General features: G+C 60.7%; 17 protein-coding genes. 2 read left to right on the top strand and 15 right to left on the bottom strand.

Annotated elements, in window-relative coordinates; genetic code table 11:
- The first annotated feature begins 243 nt into the window (after positions 1–243).
- Positions 244–1,440 carry a glycosyltransferase family 4 protein gene (locus JNK74_12005; protein ID MBL7646901.1) on the top strand — a complete coding sequence of 399 codons (1,197 nt, stop codon included), beginning with the start codon at positions 244–246 and terminating at the stop codon, positions 1,438–1,440.
- Positions 1,437–2,270, top strand: a complete 834-nt coding sequence (locus JNK74_12000; protein ID MBL7646900.1) for a DUF2334 domain-containing protein — start codon at positions 1,437–1,439, stop codon at positions 2,268–2,270. Before JNK74_12005 ends, JNK74_12000 begins: the two co-directional genes overlap by 4 nt.
- Positions 2,271–2,280: 10 nt before the next feature.
- On the opposite strand, the gene JNK74_11995 is transcribed toward JNK74_12000, so the two are convergent.
- The 15 genes from JNK74_11995 to mtgA all read right to left on the bottom strand — a co-directional run bounded on the left by JNK74_11995 (position 2,281) and on the right by mtgA (position 18,706).
- Complete coding sequence (locus tag JNK74_11995) at positions 2,281–4,029, bottom strand: gamma-glutamyltransferase family protein (GenBank protein MBL7646899.1); 1,749 nt, start codon at positions 4,027–4,029, stop codon at positions 2,281–2,283.
- Between the two features lie 378 nt (positions 4,030–4,407).
- Positions 4,408–5,091: an ABC transporter ATP-binding protein gene (locus JNK74_11990; protein ID MBL7646898.1), complete on the bottom strand. Its 684-nt coding sequence runs from the start codon at positions 5,089–5,091 to the stop codon at positions 4,408–4,410.
- Positions 5,084–6,343, bottom strand: a complete 1,260-nt coding sequence (locus JNK74_11985) for a lipoprotein-releasing ABC transporter permease subunit (GenBank protein MBL7646897.1) — start codon at positions 6,341–6,343, stop codon at positions 5,084–5,086. The genes JNK74_11990 and JNK74_11985 overlap by 8 nt, the downstream gene beginning before the upstream one ends.
- Before the next feature lie 154 nt (positions 6,344–6,497).
- On the bottom strand, positions 6,498–8,042 hold the full coding sequence (lysS, locus tag JNK74_11980) for a lysine--tRNA ligase (GenBank protein ID MBL7646896.1): 1,545 nt from the start codon (positions 8,040–8,042) through the stop codon (positions 6,498–6,500).
- 362 nt (positions 8,043–8,404) lie between these two features.
- Positions 8,405–9,520 (bottom strand): peptide chain release factor 2, encoded by a 1,116-nt coding sequence (gene prfB / locus JNK74_11975; protein MBL7646895.1) that lies wholly within the window; start codon positions 9,518–9,520, stop codon positions 8,405–8,407.
- Positions 9,521–9,542: 22 nt separating this feature from the next.
- Positions 9,543–10,367 (bottom strand): phosphatidate cytidylyltransferase, encoded by an 825-nt coding sequence (locus JNK74_11970; GenBank protein ID MBL7646894.1) that lies wholly within the window; start codon positions 10,365–10,367, stop codon positions 9,543–9,545.
- Positions 10,367–11,104 (bottom strand): isoprenyl transferase, encoded by a 738-nt coding sequence (locus JNK74_11965; GenBank protein MBL7646893.1) that lies wholly within the window; start codon positions 11,102–11,104, stop codon positions 10,367–10,369. Before JNK74_11965 ends, JNK74_11970 begins: the two co-directional genes overlap by 1 nt.
- A gap of 151 nt (positions 11,105–11,255) precedes the next feature.
- Positions 11,256–11,813, bottom strand: coding sequence for a ribosome recycling factor (frr, locus tag JNK74_11960; protein ID MBL7646892.1), 558 nt, complete (start codon positions 11,811–11,813; stop codon positions 11,256–11,258).
- 2 nt (positions 11,814–11,815) lie between these two features.
- Positions 11,816–12,538: a UMP kinase gene (locus JNK74_11955; protein MBL7646891.1), complete on the bottom strand. Its 723-nt coding sequence runs from the start codon at positions 12,536–12,538 to the stop codon at positions 11,816–11,818.
- Between the two features lie 9 nt (positions 12,539–12,547).
- On the bottom strand, positions 12,548–13,207 hold the full coding sequence (gene tsf / locus JNK74_11950; protein MBL7646890.1) for a translation elongation factor Ts: 660 nt from the start codon (positions 13,205–13,207) through the stop codon (positions 12,548–12,550).
- A 45-nt stretch (positions 13,208–13,252) separates the two neighbouring features.
- Positions 13,253–14,098: a 30S ribosomal protein S2 gene (gene rpsB / locus JNK74_11945; protein MBL7646889.1), complete on the bottom strand. Its 846-nt coding sequence runs from the start codon at positions 14,096–14,098 to the stop codon at positions 13,253–13,255.
- Between the two features lie 304 nt (positions 14,099–14,402).
- Positions 14,403–14,966 (bottom strand): hypothetical protein, encoded by a 564-nt coding sequence (locus JNK74_11940; protein MBL7646888.1) that lies wholly within the window; start codon positions 14,964–14,966, stop codon positions 14,403–14,405.
- Complete coding sequence (locus JNK74_11935) at positions 14,918–15,676, bottom strand: Gfo/Idh/MocA family oxidoreductase (protein ID MBL7646887.1); 759 nt, start codon at positions 15,674–15,676, stop codon at positions 14,918–14,920. The genes JNK74_11940 and JNK74_11935 overlap by 49 nt, the downstream gene beginning before the upstream one ends.
- Before the next feature lie 136 nt (positions 15,677–15,812).
- Positions 15,813–17,774, bottom strand: a complete 1,962-nt coding sequence (locus JNK74_11930; protein ID MBL7646886.1) for a hypothetical protein — start codon at positions 17,772–17,774, stop codon at positions 15,813–15,815.
- Positions 17,771–18,706, bottom strand: a complete 936-nt coding sequence (gene mtgA, locus JNK74_11925; protein ID MBL7646885.1) for a monofunctional biosynthetic peptidoglycan transglycosylase — start codon at positions 18,704–18,706, stop codon at positions 17,771–17,773. Before mtgA ends, JNK74_11930 begins: the two co-directional genes overlap by 4 nt.
- Between the last annotated feature and the right edge of the window lie 8 nt (positions 18,707–18,714).

The raw sequence follows: 18,714 nt of genomic DNA, 5'->3' as shown, positions 1-18,714 counted from the left end.
TGTCTTGCGCGTGTCCATAATTCCCCGAATCCGTCGCTCCGTAAAATAGTCCTTTCCCATTTGGCGACCCTCGTGCTATAGTGCAGTGGAGAGAGCCAACCTGTCACGGGGCCATGCCCTGATCTGGGCACGTGCAAATCCAGATCCTGCATTAGATTGCGTGCGTTTCGTGGCGGGAACAATCGGGGGTTCCCCGCAGGGAGACGGCAGTTGAGTGCGAAGATCATCCATGTGCCTCGCCGCATGGTAAAGGAAGAGTGGGGTGGAACCGAGACGGTCATCGTCGAAATTTCCAGGAAGCAGAAAGAGCGCGGCTACGACCCGGAGATTTATACGTCACTTGCCCTTTCGGACCGGCGTTCCGAAGAGGTGTGCGGAATCGCCACCCACCGCTTCGGATATACCTACACCCGATTCGGTCTTTCCCGGGAAAACCGAAAACTGCTCGACAAGCGCGGTGGCGACCTGTACTCGTTCGCCATGTTCGTCAAGTTGCTGATCTGCAACAACGCCATGGTTATCCACCTCCACACCGCCGGTCGCGTTGGTGCGCTGGTTCGGCTCGTGGCGCGACTGAAGGGCATCCCCTACGTGGTATCCATCCACGGGGGCGCGATCGATATCCCGAAGGAACTGGTGGACCAGATCGTCAAGCCGCTGAAAGGGAGCTTCAACTGGGGCAAGCCGATTGACATGCTCCTGCGGAAGAATCGGGTGCTTGACGATGCGAGCGGTATCATTTGCCTGGGGGCCGGGGAGCAGAATCGAATGCAGGAAAAGTATCCCAACAAGAGGATTGCCTACTTCCCCAACGGTGTCGACCTGAACAAGTTTCGCTCCGGTTCGCGGGAGCATTTCTTACGCAAGCACGGCATTCCGGCGGATTCCAGGATCATTCTCTCCGTCGCCAGCTTCTACAGCCAGAAGAATCAATTGCTGTTGGTGAACAGCTTCGCGAAGCTCCGGCGCGAGGGCCAGAAAATGACCCTCGTGATGGTGGGCGTGGTCTACGATGACAAGTATTTCCGAGAAATCCTGGAGGCCATCGCCGAGCACAAGATCGCGGATTCCGTGGTGCTGATCCAGAATCTCGACTTTGACGATCCGGAGCTGTCTGACTGCTATGCGGCAGCCGATGTGTTTGTCCACACCAGCCGTTACGAAACCTTTGGCATCGTCATTCTGGAAGCCTGGGCCGCCGGTAAGCCCGTTATCTGCGCCCCCGTCGGCGGGATAAAGTCCTTCGTCGAAGATCGCGAAAATGGATTGTTTTTCGATCTTGAACAGCCAGACGACCTCACGGACAAGATGCGTATGCTCCTTAGCGATGAGGCTCTTCAGAAGAAGCTGGTGGAGAACGGCGCCCAGGCCGTTGAGAACTACAGTTGGGATGTGATCACGGATCAACTGCTGGCCTTTTACAGGGACGTGACGCCATGAAGCACGTGCTGATCCGGGATGATGACCTGTGTTACTTTTCTCAGCCGGAGCGCGTTGATGAAATATATGGATTCGCACTCGACGCGGGCCTGCCGGTAAACTTCTCGGTCATTCCCAAGGTAGACGCCAACGCCCGAACGAATTCCCGCGATTTCGGTCCCGGCACGTTTGAGCCCTTTATACCCCGGGAATATCAGGGGAGGGAAGAGTGCTTTTCCGTCCTGGATAATCCCGCACTTACGCGCTACCTGCGGGGAGCGCCTGCCGTGGAAATTCTCCAGCACGGCTTTTGCCACGGCGGCGCACCCGGTCGCTATGAGTTTGAATTGCCCGACAGGTCAAGCGCGGCGGAAAAGTTGCGCGCGGGTTCCGCGATCCTCCAGGAAGCCTTTGGCGCAACCCCCACGACCTTCGTCGCGCCTCAGGACAAGTACTCCCGTGCCTCCTTCCACGAGATCCTGAGAAAGTTTCAGATCTTCTCTCTGGGCTGGCTGGACCGCACGCGGCTCCCGGCCACCGTCCTCCCGGCCTACGCCTGGATGAAGGTGCGTGGGAGGAACGTGCTCCGATCGGGCGGGGCGTCATGTATCGAACATCCCGGCGTCATCTTCTCGAAGTTCAAGAACACCGAGGTGGAACTCCAACGCTTCCACGCCTACATGGAGGATCACCCCGTCACGGTGCTCGTCCTTCATCACTGGGAATTCTACGATGACGGACGACTCAATCGCGGCCTGCACGCGAAGTTCAAGGATACGGTTAACGCTTTGGCCGACTCGGGCCAGTGCGCCTTCCTTAATTTCCGCGACATCCACCAGGTTTTGAATTGATCAGACGGACTCAATAGCCGATTGCGCACCCATCTTTGCGCGGATCTGTTCCGCCAAAGTAACGGCGCGGTCCCTCTTCGCGCCAGATGCCCTGGTAGCCGCCAAAGGCGCCGGGGCTCTCGTGCACCTGATGACCCATCCCGGCCAGCGCTACTTTCGTCGCATCGGGAATGTGGTGTTCGAAGCGAACCTGCCCCCCATCCACGCGCCGGCTCCCATTGGGGTCCGAACTTCCGCCATGCTCCACGCGCGGCTGTTCACCCGCCTGCTGGGGCGACATACCGAAGTCGATGAGGTTCATCAGAACCTGCGTGTGGCCCTGCGGTTGAAACGCGCCGCCCATCACGCCAAAGGAAAAGACGGGCCGGCCGCCTTGCGTAACAAATGCCGGAATGATCGTATGGAAAGGTCGCTTGTGCGGCTCCAGTCGGTTGCGGTGCTTTTCGTCCACGGCGAAGGCGCTGCCCCGATTCTGAATTGGAAAGCCAAGCCGATCCGGCACCAGCCGAGAACCCCAACCGCCATAGGTGCTCTGGATCAGCGATACCATGTTGCCCTCCGCGTCCGACGTCGTCATGTAGATGGTGTCGGACTTATCGAACTCGCCGGGGGCGGGCGCCTGCGAAGCGCGCTTCGGATCGATGAGCTTCGCGCGCTGCGCACCATAGTCCTTCGAGATCAACCAATCCATGGGCACATCGGCAAAGGTCGGATCCGCGTAGTACACCGCCCGATCTTCATAGGCCAGTTTTTTGGCTTCAACAAAGAGGTGGAGTTGCTCCGGCGAATTTGGAGTTAGACTCCCAATATCGAATTGCTCCAGCATGTTCAGCATCTGGAGCACGCAAATGCCCTGGCCGTTCGGCGGAATCTCCCACACGTCATAGCCGCGATAATTTGTGCTTGCCGGTTCCACCCAATCGGCAGTGTGGTCGGTGAAGTCTTTCAAATCAAAATAACCGCCGTTCTCGCGGGAAAACTTGACGATTCGCTCCGCTGGTTCGCCGTGATAGAAGGCGTCCAGCCCATCTCGGATCAGGATCTCGTAGAAGGCGGCCAGATCAGGATTGGTGAACACATCACCGAAGCGCGGACTCGCACCGCCCGGCGCAAAGGTCGCCGCGAGCGTGGGAAATTTCGCGGGGTCCATCGTGCCCCAGTCCGACGCGATGATGGGGGAGACTGGGAAGCCTTCACGGGCATAGCGCACGACCGGCTCGAACCAGTCCGATGCCTTCTGCCGTCCAAAGCGTTCTCCCAGGGCCTTCCATCCGCTGACGCAGCCCGGCACACTCCACGCAAAGGGCGAAGCGCCCGGGATCGTGGAAAGATTATGTTTTCGGGCTTCGGCCAGATTCCATCCATAGGGAGCCCGTCCGCTCGCGTTTAGTCCGAACAGCTTCTGCTCCTTCTCGATCCACACGATGGCAAAAAGGTCTCCGCCCGGCCCGCAGTTCATCGGCTCCACCAGGCTCAGCAGCGCGTTTGCTGCTATGGCGGCGTCGATGGCGTTCCCGCCCGCGCGCAACACGTCCACCCCCGCGAGCGATGCCAGGGGCTGACTCGTACAGGCCATGCCGTGCATGCAGGTCATCGTGGAGCGGTTCTGATTACGGTTGTCGACTTTGGCGGGATCAATTCGCATGGCTTTCGTCTCCGTTGAGATCGCCACCCCAGTGGGTTCCGGTACCGTCTGGCAACCGGCAAGGCTCGCCGCCGCCAGTGTGCCCGTGGCCCGCAAAAAGGTTCTGCGTTTCATGGTCCATCTCCCGATTGGGCCGCCTCACGGCCGCCCGTAGCATGGTGCCACTCTAGCAGAAGGACCGGGAGGTGTAAAGCGGGCACGCCTCACTCCAAATCGGACGACGGGTGCCACCGCAATCGAGCAACGCTCGTTTGGGTGCGTTGAGCGGTGGAAATTGAAATTCCAGAGTTACTTGAGCGGGCTTGGTTGACGTGCGTAAATATTCCGCACCACCCCCTTCGGGTTCTCGAGCCGGAAGCGGGCCTCTTTACAGGGTGTAGCTCTCCTCCCTCTTGGCACCCAAACGAGCATTGCTCGATTGAGGTGGCACCCCAGGGTGACCTCGAAACTGCGTGGAGCATGCCCTCGGCTTAGCGCCATTCGACGCTGTCCTTAAGACTTCTTCAACTCCGCCAGGCCGCCGTGCATGTGGATCCAGCGGTGGGCCCTCGCCGCGAGGCTGTCGTCGTGGGTTACGATGACGAGGGTCACGCCGTGCTCTTCGTTGAGCTTCCAGATCAGATCGATGATGCTGCCGCCCGTGTTTTCGTCGAGGTTGCCTGTGGGCTCGTCGCTGAGGACGACGCTGGGCTTGTTGTACAGCGCGCGGGCAATGGCCACGCGCTGCTGTTCGCCGCCGCTGAGCTGGCCGGGCTTGTGGGTCATGCGCTCGGCAAGGCCCACGGTGTGAAGGAGTTCTTCCGCGCGGGTGGCGGCCGTCTTGCGCGACGCCCCCTTGCAGATGGCGGGCATCATCACGTTTTCCAGCGCCGTGAATTCCGGCAGGAGGTGGTAGAACTGGAAAACGAATCCGATCTCTTCATTGCGAATGCGGTTGATCTCTTTGCGGCCCAATCCCGACAGTGCGCGGCCCTGATAGAGCACGTCGCCACTGGTGGGCTTGTCGAGGGTGCCCATGATATGGAGCAGGGTGCTCTTGCCCACGCCCGAGGGGCCGCTGATGGCCAGGATCTCGCCTTCGCGCACTTCGAGGTCCACGCCCCGCAGAATCTCCAGCTTGCGATTGCCGTCGTCGTAGCTCTTCTGTATGTTCTGGCAGCTCAGGATACTATTCATGGCGCAGGGCATCCACGGGGGTAAGGCGCGAAGCGCTCCAGGCGGGATACAGGGTGGAAACGAAGGTCAGGATAACGGCGCTGATGGTAATCCACGCCACATCGTAGGGCACCACGTCGCTGGGAATCCGGTCGTAGTAGTAGATCGTCGCGTTGAAGAGATCGATGCCGAGCACCCACGCGATGGCCTCCGCGATGGGGTTGATGTAATAGGCGAATACCGTACCCAGGATCACCCCCGCGAAGGTGCCGCTCAGCCCGATGAGCAGACCCTCCACGATAAAGAGCCAGATGATGGATCCGCCGCTCACGCCGAGGGTGCGCAGAATGCCTATGTCGCGCTGCTTCTCCAGCACGATCATGATCAAGGTACTGGTGATGTTAAAGGCCGCCACGAGGATAATGAAGGCCAGGATGATGAACATGGCCACCTTCTCCTGCTCCAGCGCACCGAAAAACTCCTGCTGGCTCTCATACCACGTTTCGCCGTAGTAGGGCAGGCCTTCGGTGCCCTCGATCTCCTGCTTCACCTTCTCCGCCAGGTAGGGATCCTTCAGCTTGCAGCGGATGCTGTCCGCGCCCTCGCGCCCACTCAATTTCCGGGCGGTTTCCATGTTCACGTAGCCGTAGACCATGTCGATGTCGGACATCCGGGCCTCGGAAATGCCACAGATCGTCAGGGAGATGTTGGAGCCGCCCCGGGGGCCAAAGGGACTGCTCTTGGCCTTCGCGGTGTAGACAATAATGTCGTCGCCGACGTTGGCCCCGATACGGGCAGCCAGCCGATAGCCCAGCACGATTTCCTTGTCGCCGGGAAGCGTGCCCTTTCCGAAGTGGCGACCTTCCGCGCTGGTCAGGTTCGTCGCCAGATCGGTGACTTCGCTTTCCAACTCGGGATTCACCCCCAGGATTATGCCGCCCGTCGTCGCCCCGCCGCGCTGGAGCAGCGACTCCGTCACCACCACCGGGGCCGCCGCAACGATGTCCGGGCTGGCGGCTTTGAGCTGGCGGATGCCCTCCTCGTAATCAAGAATCGAAAGATTGTTCTTGATGCGGAAATCTACATGGGAGCGGTTGCCGATGATGGTTGCGCGCAGGGCATTGTCGAAGCCGGTCATCACGCTCATCACGACGATGAGGGCCATGACCCCGACGCAGACGCCCGCCACGGAGATCACCGTGATCAGCGAGACGAAGCGGTTCTTCCGCTTGCCCCGCAGATAGCGCAGGGCCACAAAAAGTTCAAACGGCACGGATCAGGCACCTCCTGGTGACACGCTGGGGTCAATCTCGCTGGGTTCAGGACTTAAGGGACAAAAAGGACGTACAAGACCCGATCGACAATTAGGGCGCTTCACAAAACTTGCATGTCCCTTATGTCGCTTTAGTCCTTTATGTCCCTCGCCCTCAAACCGTCCGCAACTGCGGAAACAAAATCACTTCCCGGATCGACGCCGAGTTCGTCACAATCATCGCGAGGCGGTCGATGCCGATGCCCAGGCCGGCCGTGGGGGGCATGCCCACCTCCAGCGAGGTGATGAAATCTTCATCGAGATACTGGGCCTCTTCGTCGCCCGCTTCGCGCAGGGCCGCCTGGGCCTCAAAGCGCTCGCGCTGGTCGATGGGGTCATTCAACTCGGAAAACGCATTGCCCACTTCCAGGCACGCGATAAAGGGTTGGAAACGCTCCGTGAGCGCCTCGTTGTCCCGCTTCTTCTTCGCCAGGGGTGACAACTCGATCGGATAATCATAAAGGAAGGTCGGCTGCACCAGGTTCGGCTGAACCTTCAGCGACATCACCTCGTCCACGATCTTGCCGTAGCCCATGGTGGGGTCCACGTCCACGCCGGCCGACTTCGCCAGGCGCGCGGCCTCGTCCCGGTCGCGCGTCGCTTCAAGATCGATGCCCGCATACTGGCGGATCGCATCGTGAAGCGTCATGCGCTTCCACGGCCGCGCCACGCTGATCGTGTGGCCCTGGTACTCGAAGGTGCTCGAACCCACCACCTTCTCGATGATGTCGGTGAGCATCTCTTCCGTTTCTTCCATTAATCCTAAGTAATCCTGATAGGCCTCGTAGAGTTCCATCGTTGTAAACTCGGGATTGTGGCGCGTGTCCACGCCCTCGTTGCGGAAGCAGCGGTTGATCTCAAAAACCTTGTCGAAACCGCCCACGATCAGGCGCTTCAAATAGAGCTCCGGCGCCACGCGCAGGAACAGATCCCGGTCGTAGGTGTTGTGATGCGTGATGAAAGGCCGCGCCGTCGCGCCGCCCACGATGGGGTGGAGCATGGGCGTTTCCACTTCAAGGTAGCCTCGGGCTTCCAGCCAGGAACGCATGACTGACACCACCTGGATGCGCTTCTTGAAGGTCACGAGCACTTCGGGATTCGCCACCATGTCGAGGTAACGTTGGCGATACCGCGTTTCCACATCCTTCAGGCCATGGTACTTTTCCGCCGCCGGGCGCAGGGACTTGGTCAGGATCTCAAAGCTCGTCGCGAAGAGGGTAATCTCGCCGCGACGCGTGCGCTTTACAGGGCCGGTTACACCGATGAAATCGCCCAGGTCCAAGTCGTCCAGTGCGGCGAAGGCTTCTTCACCCACCTGCTGAAGCCCGAAAAAGACTTGCACACGGCCGAACTCGTCGCGGATGTCCGCGAAAGCGCTCTTGCCCTGACTGCGGAAGGCCACCACGCGACCGGCAAGCCGCGCGGGAACTTCCGCCGGGTTTTCTTCCGTGCCGGAGGGCTCCACCGCTTCAAAGGCCGCGCGGGCTTCTTCAATGTTGTGGGAGCGATCGAAGGCGTACTTGAAGGGCTCGTCGCCCCGCGCGCGAATACGCTCCATCTTGTTCACGCGGTGTTGGCGCAGGTCCGCCGCCGCGCCGGAGAGTTCCTCGGTGTGGGCTGCGCCCGCGGGCTTCGCTTCAATGTCCAGGGCCTTCGCCATCGTCTGGGAGAGGACCTTCACCGTCTTCTTCAAACCGGGAATGTTGGAATTCTCCGCGATCTTCAGGGCCTCGTCCACCATCTTGCTCTCAATCAGGTGAACCAGCTTGCGGTCGTCCGGCGAGATCTTGGAGTCGTCCGCCGATTCGATGGTCTCCTTTACCTTTGTGAAGAGCTTTTCCAGCTTCTGGAAGAGGGGATTGTTCTGGTCCATGGTTTCTTCTCCTTGCGGCCAGCGCGCGGCCTTGCCAAAGGGCGTCTGCCAGCAAATTATCAAAATGCGGAAGCACGGGCTTTCCTGCCCGCGTAGCGCGCAACGAAATTGCGCGAAGAAACGGACAGGAATGTCCGTTCTCCCGTTTCTCAGTTATTCCGGTGCTTCTTTTCCAGGTTCCACTTCAGATACGCGGTGATAAAGGGCTCCAGACCGCCATCGAGCACCTTGGTCACGTTGCCCGTCTCGCAACCGGTCCGGTGATCCTTGATCATCTGATACGGGTGCAGCACGTAGCTCCGGATCTGGCTGCCCCAGGCCACATCCTGATGGCCCTCGCGCTGCGAATCCAATTCCGCCTCCAGCTTCTTCTGCTCAATGTCATACAACTTCGAGCGCAGCATCTGCATGGCCACGTCGCGGTTCCGGTGCTGGGAGCGCTCGATCTGGCACGCCACCACGATACCCGAGGGGATGTGGGTGAGGCGCACCGCCGAACTGGTCTTGTTTACTTTCTGACCGCCCGCGCCGCTGGACCGATACACGTCCATCTTGATGTCTTCTTCGCGCAGGTCGATCTGGATGTCGTCGTCGATTTCCGTCAGCACCTCGATCGCCGAAAAGGACGTGTGGCGTCGCGCCTGTGAATCAAAGGGCGATATGCGCACCAGGCGATGGACGCCCGCCTCCGACTTCAGGGTGCCGTAAGGATTCGTCCCAGTGATGCGCAGTGTTGCACTCTTCAGGCCCGCCTCCTCCGCTTCCTGGTATTCCAGGAACTCCACGTTGAACTCGTTGCGCTCGCAGAAACGCAACATCATGCGCAGGAGCATGTCGGCCCAGTCGCAGGATTCCGTGCCGCCCGCGCCGGGGTGAACGCTCAGGATCACCGTCTTGGAATCGCGCGGATCCATGAAGAGGCTGTTCAACTCCAGACGGTCGAGCTTCCGCGCCACCACTTCGAGCTGGGCGTCGATTTCCTCGCCATGGCCTTCGTCATTCTCCTCACGGGCCATCTCGATAAAGACTTCGAGCTCTTCGAGTTCCTTTTCGATTTCCAGGGGCGCCGTCACGATCGCCTTGAGCGCTTTCAGTTCCTGTACCACGGCCTGGGCGCTTTCCGCATTGTTCCAGAAGCCGGGCTCCGACATGCGGGCCTCCAGCGACTCGATCTTGATGCTCGTGTCGTCCACATTCAGGCAGGCACGCAACTCCGCGAGCTTCTTGATATCCGCCTGAACCGTGCTCAATTGATCTTCGTACATCGCTCTCTCAACCTCAACCCGGTCACAGCCAGGCAAGCAAGTAATATAACATGGGACCGGCGAAGAGGAAGCCATCGCAGCGGTCGAGAATGCCGCCGTGCCCCGGCAGCAGTTTTCCAGAATCTTTCACCCCGGCGTCTCGCTTCATCATGGATTCGATGAGATCGCCGATCTGGCCCGCAATGGCCAGCAGCGCCCCCGTGAGGGCATAGGCCCACAGGGGCCAGCCCGGCAGTGGCGCGGCGGGATAGTTCGCGTCGATATACCAGGCGATCGCCATGCCCAGCACGGCCGACACAACCCCGGCAATCGCGCCTTCCCAGGTCTTATTCGGGCTGATCTTCGGTGACAGTTTATGCCGCCCCATGGACTTGCCGACGAAGTAGGCCCCCGTATCAGACAGGGCAATCAGCACGATCAGCAAAGTGACCAGTCCCGGCCCCGCCTCCTCGTTGTGCAGGAGCACAAAGTGAGCCGGCATCCATCCGGCGTAGAAAAGGCCCCAGAGCGTCACCGACAGGGCCGCCATGTCCACCTGGCCGCGAAACACCTGGCCCCAGGCCAGCACTATGACGCCAACCACCAGCGCCGTGTTCATCAGCTCCGGCGAACGATCGGCCACCACCACCATGAGCACGCCAAAGGCCGTGGCCGCCGCCGGCCAGGTCGAAATATTCTTGGCCCGAACCATGGCGAAGAATTCGGTCAGGCCGATGCCCGCGAGGAGAGCGATCAGGGCAATATAGACCGGCTCCAGCATGGGCAGCCAGACAATGGCGAGTACGGACGGCAGCATCACCAGTGCCGTCAGCAGCCGGGTAAGGGTGGCGCCCTGGTTGGAACGCATCAAGGGCGTCCCCCGAAGCGGCGGCTCCGCTGTTGATAGGCCACGATGGCGTCGCAAAGACACTGTTCGTCAAAATCGGGCCAGAGCGTGCCCGGTACCACGATCTCCGAATAGGAAAGCTGCCAGAGCATGAAATTACTTACGCGCAGTTCGCCGCTCGTGCGGATAAGCAGGTCGATCTCGGCCAGGTCCGGCTGGTAGAGATACTTCGCGAAGAGCGCTTCGTCGATGTCTTCCGCCCGCAACTCGCCCGATTGCACGGCCAGCGCGATCCGCCGCGTGGCGTCGACGATTTCAGCGCGCCCGCCGTAGTTCAATGCAATATTGACGGTCAGCGCCGTATTGTCCTTTGTGCGCTCCACGCAACTGGCCATGTCGGCCAGCGCGCGGTTCGGTAACCCCTCTTCCCGGCCCATGAAACAAATGCGGATATTGTTCGCATGCATCTCGTCAATTTCCTGCCGGATATACTTGCTCAGCAGGCGGAAGAGGGCGCTCACTTCAAACTTCGAGCGTCGCCAGTTCTCCGTTGAAAAGGCGTAGAGACTCAGGGCATCGATACCCAGTTTGCGGCAGGCCTCGATGACCTTGCGCACGCTCTTGGAACCCGCTTCATGTCCCTCGACATGGGCCAGGCCGTGCTCCCGCGCCCAGCGACCGTTGCCATCCATGATGATGGCAATGTGGCGGGGCAGGCGCTCCATGTCGATTCGCGTGTCGAGTTGTGTGCCGGGCATGTGCACTCGAGTTTCCGGCCCCGGTTTCGGGGCAATAAGGGCCTTGGGAGATCGATTAATCGATCAGAAATAAAAATGCCGCGGACCTACGCGATTCATGGCGCGTCCGCGGCAAAACTGGGCGTTCAATAGTATGCAATGGGGCCCACGGCTAGACTTCCATGATATCGGCCTCTTTGGCCTTGTAAATCGCGTCAATCTTGTCCGTGTGCATATCCGTCAGCTTCTGCACGGCCTCGGTGAGACGGTGGGCGTCGTCTTCCGGGACTTCGCCGTCCTTCTGCATCTTTTTCAGCGTATCAATCGCGTGCCGGCGGATGCTGCGGCAGGCCACCTTGGCCTCTTCCACATACTTGCCTGCCAGCTTCACCAGATCGCGCCGTCGCTGCTCGTTCAACTGGGGAATGGGAATCCGAATTACCTGGCCGTCATTGGAGGGCATCAGGTCCAGGCTCGAGGACATGATTGCGCGCTCCACCGCCGACATCTGGCTCTTGTCCCACAGATCGATTACGATCAGGTGAGAGTCCGGTACCGTGATCGTGCCGAGCTGGTTGATCTTCATGCGGGAGCCATAGGCTTCCACTTCCACCGGGTCGAGGATACTTGCGTTGGCACGACCGGTGCGGATACTTGCAATTTCCGCCTGGAACGCCGTGACGCTCTTGTCCATCTTTTCGGTCGCTTCGGCAAGAATCGGGTGTGACATGATCAGTCTCCCTTTACCAACGTTCCAATCGATTCGCCCTGCAATACCTTGAGGATATTGCCTTTCCTGGTCAAATCAAACACCAGAATCGGAAGCTTGTTTTCCCGGCACAGCGATATGGCCGTCGCATCCATGACGCGAAGCTTGTCCGTCAGTACCGTGGTGTAATCCAGCAGGTCATACTTTTTCGCGTTGGGGTTTTTCATGGGGTCCGAGTCATAGATGCCGTCCACCTTGGTGGCCTTCATGACCAGTTCCGCACCAATCTCGTTCGCCCGGAGCGCCGCCGCGGTGTCCGTTGTAAAAAACGGATTGCCCGTACCCGCGCCAAATATAACGACACGGCCCTTCTCCAGATGGCGCGTGGCGCGCCGGCGAATGTAGGGCTCGGCGATGGGGCGCATCTCGATGGCCGTCATCACGCGGGTGCGCACATTGCGCTGCTCAAGCGAGGCTTGGATGGCCAGGGCGTTTATCACCGTGGCCAGCATACCCATGTAATCACCCGTGGGCTGGTCCAGACCCGTTTCCACGCCCTGAACCCCGCGGAAAATATTCCCGCCGCCCACCACAAGGCCCACCTCCACACCGAGATCCACCACTTCTTTGACTTCATCGCAGAAGCTGCCCAGCGTCGGAAAGTCAATGCCTCCCTTGCCGGTGTTGCCTTCGAGAGCTTCGCCGCTGAGTTTCAGCAGGATGCGTTTGTAGATGGGCGCTGTCAATGGAAATCCTTACCCTTGCGCTTTCGCAAGTTCGGCGGCAACTTCTTCAGCGAAATTGCTCACCTGCTTCTCGATGCCTTCGCCAAGCTGGTAGCGAACAAAGCGGCGGATGGTGATCTTTTCGCCGACTTTACCGCTCAACTCCGTGCAGAGCTGGTCGATCGTCTTGTCGCCGTCCTTCACGAACTGCTGGTCCACCAGGCACACTTCCGAGAACCACTTCTTCAGCTTGCCTTCGGCAATCTGCTTGCAAATGTTCTCCGGTTTGCCTGTTTCGGCGGCCTGCTTCACGTAAAGGTCCATCTCAGCCGCGACCACGTCTTGATTCAGTTCTTCGCGGCGCACCGCCAGCGGGGCGGTGGAGCAGATCTGAAGGCAGATATTGCGGCAGAGTTCCTGAAACTCATCGCCGCGCGCGACGAAATCGGTCTCGCAGTTGACTTCGGCCAGCACGCCCACCTTGCCACCCATGTGGATGTAGGAGTGAACCGCACCCTCGGAAGCCACCTTGTCGCTGCGCTTCGCGGCCTTGGCAATGCCCCGTTCGCGCAGCCAGATGACCGCCTTGTCCATATCGCCATTGCTCTCGTCGAGCGCCTTCTTGCAATCCATCATGCCCGCGCCGGTGGATTCCCGGAGGGCCTTTACATCTGCGGCGGTAGTAGCCATAGTGTCTGAATACTCCTGATCGTAATAAAGTCTGTCTGCGGAAAATTATTCGTTGTCGTCATCGGCGGGCGCGTCGGCGAAAGCTTCCTCGTCGGCCGCGTCCACAACGATCTCTTCCACCGCCTCTTCACCCTGCTCTTCCGCGTCGTCCATGCTGCTCTTGGAGCGGGCCGCACGCTTCTCGGCATCTTCCGCGCGCAGTTTCTCGGCGCGCATGCGGCCTTCGATGACCGCGTCGGCGATGATCTGGCAGAACAGGCTGATGGAACGGATCGCGTCGTCGTTGCCGGGGATGGGAAGATCTACCACGTCCGGATCGCAGTTCGTGTCCACGATGCCGATGCTCGGGATGCCCAGGCGCTTGGCTTCGCGCACCGCGATGTTTTCGCGCTTCGCGTCGGCAATGAACACGACGCTGGGCAGGTTGGGCATGCGCTGGATGCCGGAAAGGTTCTTCTCCAGCTTGACGGCGCGCTTCTTGAACATCACGCGCTCTTTCTTGCTGTAACGTTCGATCTTGTCGCTCTTTTCAAGCTCCTGGAGGTTGTTCAGCTCCTGGATGGAGCCCTTAACCGTCTGGAAGTTCGTGAGCGTGCCGCCGAGCCAGCGGTTGTTGACGTAGTACATGCCGCAACGTTCGGCCTGCTGCGCTACCGGCTCCTGCGCCTGCTTCTTCGTGCCGACGAAAAGCACGTTGCCGCCGTTGGCAACGGTTTCGCGGACCAGACCATAGGCCTTGTAGACCTGGCGCAGCGTGAGCTGGAGGTCGATAATGTAGATGCCATTGCGCTGGCCGAAGATGTAGGGTTTCATCTTGGGGTGCCAGCGGCGCGTCTGGTGGCCAAAGTGGATGCCAGCTTCAAGGAGCTCGCGCATGGAAACAACTGCCATTTTCAATTTCTCCGACCGGGTTGGTTCCTTGAGCACCCCTCGCGGCCTGGATCGAAGTCGTCCAGACACCCGGATCGTTGTGCGAATCTGGGGGGCTCTGTGAAGTTAAAATCGCGGAAGGATAGCACGCAGCGGCCCCGCCCGGCAAGTTTTACTGCAATGGACAATGGACAATTGACAATGGACAATGGACAATGGACAATGGACAACGAAGAGGGGGGCGCCAATCCGACCGATCAGCAACCTAATCAGTCCTATCCGCCCTGTCGGTCTTTCTTCGTTGCCAATTGTCCATTGTCCATTGTCAATTGATCTTCGGCACCTCAAATCCCGACCGGTAGGCCTTGGTCAGCATCCCGTTGGCCTCGGCGTCGCTCTTGATCAAGTGATTGGTCGGGTCAAAGTGCACCGTGCGGCCCAGGCGGTAGGAAATATCGCCCAGATGGCAGATCGCCGCCGCTTCCAGGCCCTGCTGCGCCGTGGAGGTAATCCGGGCCCTGTCATTGGCGTGAATGGCCTCGATGAAGTTGTTGATATGGACATCCGTGGGGTTGACGCGGTCGAATGGCTCCGGATCGGGGATTTCCTGGCCCTTCGTGTCGAAAAACTTGCCCTCGGCCATCCAGCCTTCAGAGCCGTAGAGGAAAAGACCCACCTGGGTGCCTTGTTCCGGCGGGCTGAATCGGCCACGAACTTCGTTGACCAGCATGGTCCCGTCGGCAAAGGTCGCCGTGGCCACCTGGGTGTTCGGGGTTTCGGCCGCGTCGGTATAGCCGTAGCGACCACCTTCGCTGTGGACCTTCACCGGCAGGCCCTTGTTCAGCGTCCAATTGGCGATGTCCGTGAAATGGACCAGATTGTTCCCCACCTCGCCATTGCCGTAGCGCCAATACCAGTGCCAGTTGTAGTGCACGTAGTTCGCGTTGTAGGCGCGCTCTTCGGCCGGCCCCTGCCACAGGTTCCAGTCCAGCGTCTCCGGCGGCGCGGCATCCGCCTGCGGGGGAATAGCGTCACGGCGGTTAAAGCAGACGCATCGCGCCAGATAGATGTCGCCGATCGTTCCCGCGTTGGCCCGTGTACCATCCGCTGCCAAAGCGGCTCGGAACGCCGCTGCGTGCCGTGCATGAGCACTTTGCCGTACTGCTTCTCCGCCGCCACAAGCTGGAGACCTTCCCAATAGGTGTGGCACATGGGCTTTTCCACATACACGTGCTTGCCCGCCTGCAATCCCCATATCGCGCCGAGGACGTGCCAGTGATTCGGCAGCGCCAGCGTGATCGCGTCAATTTCCGGGTCGGCAAGTACCTCGCGGAGGTCGCGAAAGCGCTTGAGGCTCTTTCCGGTCTTCTGGTCCGCTTCCCTGGCCTGTGCTTCCAGCGCTGTCGCGTCCACGTCGCACAGCGCCACCAGCTCCGCATTCGGCGCGCCGAGGATGCCCTGGATGTGGGCCTTGCCCCGGTTGTTCACGCCCGCCACCGCGCAACGAATCTTCTCGTTGGCGCCCCGTGCGGACGAAGGGAGGATGGTGAAAGCGGCCGCTCCGGAAAGGGCCAGAAAGCCTCGTCGGCTGATATTCATGGTTTTGCTCCTGATAATGCCCGCGGTAACCTGCGCCTGAAAAGAAAATGGTACACCAAAGCCTGGTTCCGTTGACAGCGGACCACCCCTCGCCCCGGCGCCGAACGGATCGCTCCGATCCGTCCGATCGGTCCAGTCAATCCACCGGACGCGCCAGCGGAGGCACCGTCACCACGCTATATTCGAAGTCGGGCTGGAGCACCCAGTCCCGTTTCCCGGCCACGGTCACGCGAATGGCTTCCACCCGGCGGGACGCGGAGGCGCCCGGCCATTCCTCCACGGCGGTGATCGGCTCGAACACGGGGTTGATGATGAATCCGCTCTCCATGGATCCGATGTTGATACGCCACGTCTCCACGGCGCCATCATTGTGCCGTATCTCGATCAGGGGCATGGGGGGCTGATAGACCAGCGTCCGGAGCCGCCCCGCCACGCTCGGTTTCAGGAAGAGCGACAGCAACTGCCAGTTTGGCCCGGGGTTCTCCAGCGGGATCCACGCGCCGATACGGCCAAGACCCGTCTGGCGTGCAACCTCCCCATCCGAGTCGCCGGGCTGGGCGTCGGGCACCCGCTTGAGCACCAGAACGTCCCGGTCCCGGAGGATTGGGCGGTAGTTGCGATAGAGCGCTTTCAAGACCTCGGCATCCTCCGACATGGGGAAGCGCCCGTCGATGGCGCTCAGCACCGGCAGGCGCAACACATAGGTCGGCGCCTCGGCGGAATCGTAAAAGTCTCCGTTCAGCCGGGCCAGCCGCGGGCTGCAAGCCTGATATCCCTGGAAAACCGGACGCGGATGATAGTTCAGATCGTTGAAAAACACGAAGGATTGAATCGGCGGGATTATGTCCACCGTGTCGCGGCCCACAAGTGCCTGAAGCTTCGGCTGGGCAAAGGCCTTGCGGTAGCTGTCCCGGATTCGGTCGTAGTCCTCGCGCCGTGCCCCCGGCGTCGCCAGGCCATAGACGGTTTTGCAGGCGCCGAAAAACGACCATTCGATGTGTTCGCGGAGGGTGCGCTCGTAGATGGAGAGAATGCCCAGAGTGGCCAGCGTGAGGGCCATCAGCGGCGCCGATAGCCGCAAGCCCCGGCGCAGCGGCGTACTGGGGAGCGTTGAGCACAGCAAGACGGAAACGGCCGCGGCGGGTACATAGAATTTTGGGGGCTGTGCCCGCGCGACCCCCATTTTCCAGGCCAGCAGCAAGGCCAGGCCTGCGAAGAGCAGCACCGCGCGTCTATTGGGGAGGGCGTCTTTTCCCCGGATGGCGAGAAAAGCGATCTGTGCTGTCAAGAGGAGCCCGAGCGCAACGCCGAAGGCAAAATGCCGCGAATCCATCGGGGTGTGCATGCCCATCACGTAGGCGCGCGAGACTTCGACCGAAGCAATCAGGTAGGCGGGGATATTGCGCATCTCCTGGCCTGCGAGAATCCAAAAGAAGAGAAAGGCAATGCCGTAGGCGCCCAGAAGCGCCCCGATCCACACCGGCCGCCCGGACCTGTTTTCCGGTAGGAACCATTGAAGGATGAGCGCGCCCATACTCGCGCAGCACATGACCGTCATGGAAAACTTCAACAAGGATAAGAAGGCGAAGGACGCTCCGAGGAGGGCGTAGACCGCGGAAGACTTTCGAGAATCCTCCAGCAGCAGGATCGTTATCGTGATGATGGCGACGCAGGTGCCCACTTCGTTGCCCATCGAGCGGGGAACCAGGATGAAGACCAGCCAGAGCAGGCAGAGCGTGGTCACCAGATTTTGCCGACGTATCGCCGCCCAGGCAAAGGGGACGATGAGCATGATCGCCATCATCACCGCCACCGCGATATCAAGCGCATAGAGATCCGGATCGTAGACCGGCGCGATGAAGTGGGCCAGCGGGCCATAGGTAAACACGTAGTCCACGCCCGCCTGTGCCCCGGTCTTGGTGAAATGGAGGTAGGCTTCCACCCAGGATGGGTCCAGCGCGGGCGTCGTGGTTTCCAGCGGCATGCCCACCAGAGCCAGTCCCCCGGTCACGCACAAGAGCACCACGCCCGCCCCCCGCAGCCAGCCACGAAGCACCGGCGTGGCAAGCGCCTCGTTCGAACACCCCGGGTCCCTCATGGCGCCTGTTCCGGCATGCCGGATTCGCGCGCCTGCTCCAGAAACGCCACCCCGCCGAGATTGCGCATCTGCCCGAGAATCCAGTCCTGGCGATCCCGCATGGCGCCTGTGGGCGCGCGGGGAGAGCGGTCCCGCGGATCCGGCAGTACGGTCGCCAGAAGGGCACACTCGGCGCGGGTCAGGTCCGCCGCCGGTTTCTGAAAGTAATGCTGGGCCGCCGCCTCCACCCCATAGATGCCCCGGCCCATTTCGGCCACGTTCACATAGACCTCGAGAATACGCTCCTTCGACCAGCAGAGTTCAATTCCTACGGTAAACCAGGCCTCCAGACCCTTGCGGACCCAGGAGCGGCCCGGCCACAGAAAAACGTTCTTCGCCACCTGCTGGCTGATGGTGCTACCCCCGCGCAGGCGTCCCCCCTTGAGGCGCTCGTCGATCGCCGTTCCAATCTGCTTCCAGTCGAAACCGTTGTGCTGGAAGAACATCTGGTCTTCCGCCGCCACCACCGCCAGGAGGAATTCCGGGGCAATCGCGTCGCCGTCCCGCCAGCGCTTGCGCAAATCCTCCTCGTCTTGAAAGTGGCGCAGGATCATCAGCGGGGTGACCGGCGGATTGATGAAACGATAGGTTAGAATCCATAAGGCGGAAAGCAGCACAAAGAGGAGGAGTGCCCGGGAACCGTACTTCAGGCCAAGCCGGGCCAGCCGCCGCCGCAGGGAAGGCTTCGATGCCGCACCCGTCTCTTCCTCCTCGGGAAGTCGCGGGAGCTCGATGGTCTTGTCCGGATCCTCCTCCGGAAGGATGGGCACCGGAACCCTGGCGCGGGGCCTGCGCGGCGCGGCCTTCTTTCGGGGCGCGGCCTCGTCGCCATCCACCTTTTTCACGCGCCGCTTGCGGGGAGGCGCGCTCTCGCCCTCGGGGATGTCGGTCATATGGCGGG

Source organism: Candidatus Hydrogenedentota bacterium (assembly GCA_016791475.1).
Classification (GTDB): Bacteria; Hydrogenedentota; Hydrogenedentia; order Hydrogenedentales; family JAEUWI01; genus JAEUWI01.
Note: the sequence above shows the minus strand (reverse complement) of the source record. Positions and strands in the feature narration are given on the sequence as shown.

Coding starts and splice junctions, on each gene's coding strand:
- JNK74_12000 (MBL7646900.1), top strand. CDS start 1,437: ATGAAGCACGTGCTGATCCGGGATGATGACCTGTGTTACTTTTCTCAG.
- frr (MBL7646892.1), bottom strand. CDS start 11,813: ATGTCACACCCGATTCTTGCCGAAGCGACCGAAAAGATGGACAAGAGC.
- lysS (MBL7646896.1), bottom strand. CDS start 8,042: ATGGCGAAGGCCCTGGACATTGAAGCGAAGCCCGCGGGCGCAGCCCAC.
- JNK74_11995 (MBL7646899.1), bottom strand. CDS start 4,029: ATGAAACGCAGAACCTTTTTGCGGGCCACGGGCACACTGGCGGCGGCG.
- JNK74_11990 (MBL7646898.1), bottom strand. CDS start 5,091: ATGAATAGTATCCTGAGCTGCCAGAACATACAGAAGAGCTACGACGAC.
- JNK74_11965 (MBL7646893.1), bottom strand. CDS start 11,104: ATGCCCGGCACACAACTCGACACGCGAATCGACATGGAGCGCCTGCCC.
- prfB (MBL7646895.1), bottom strand. CDS start 9,520: ATGTACGAAGATCAATTGAGCACGGTTCAGGCGGATATCAAGAAGCTC.
- mtgA (MBL7646885.1), bottom strand. CDS start 18,706: ATGACCGACATCCCCGAGGGCGAGAGCGCGCCTCCCCGCAAGCGGCGC.
- rpsB (MBL7646889.1), bottom strand. CDS start 14,098: ATGGCAGTTGTTTCCATGCGCGAGCTCCTTGAAGCTGGCATCCACTTT.
- JNK74_11970 (MBL7646894.1), bottom strand. CDS start 10,367: ATGCGTTCCAACCAGGGCGCCACCCTTACCCGGCTGCTGACGGCACTG.
- tsf (MBL7646890.1), bottom strand. CDS start 13,207: ATGGCTACTACCGCCGCAGATGTAAAGGCCCTCCGGGAATCCACCGGC.
- JNK74_12005 (MBL7646901.1), top strand. CDS start 244: ATGGTAAAGGAAGAGTGGGGTGGAACCGAGACGGTCATCGTCGAAATT.
- JNK74_11935 (MBL7646887.1), bottom strand. CDS start 15,676: ATGAATATCAGCCGACGAGGCTTTCTGGCCCTTTCCGGAGCGGCCGCT.
- JNK74_11930 (MBL7646886.1), bottom strand. CDS start 17,774: ATGAGGGACCCGGGGTGTTCGAACGAGGCGCTTGCCACGCCGGTGCTT.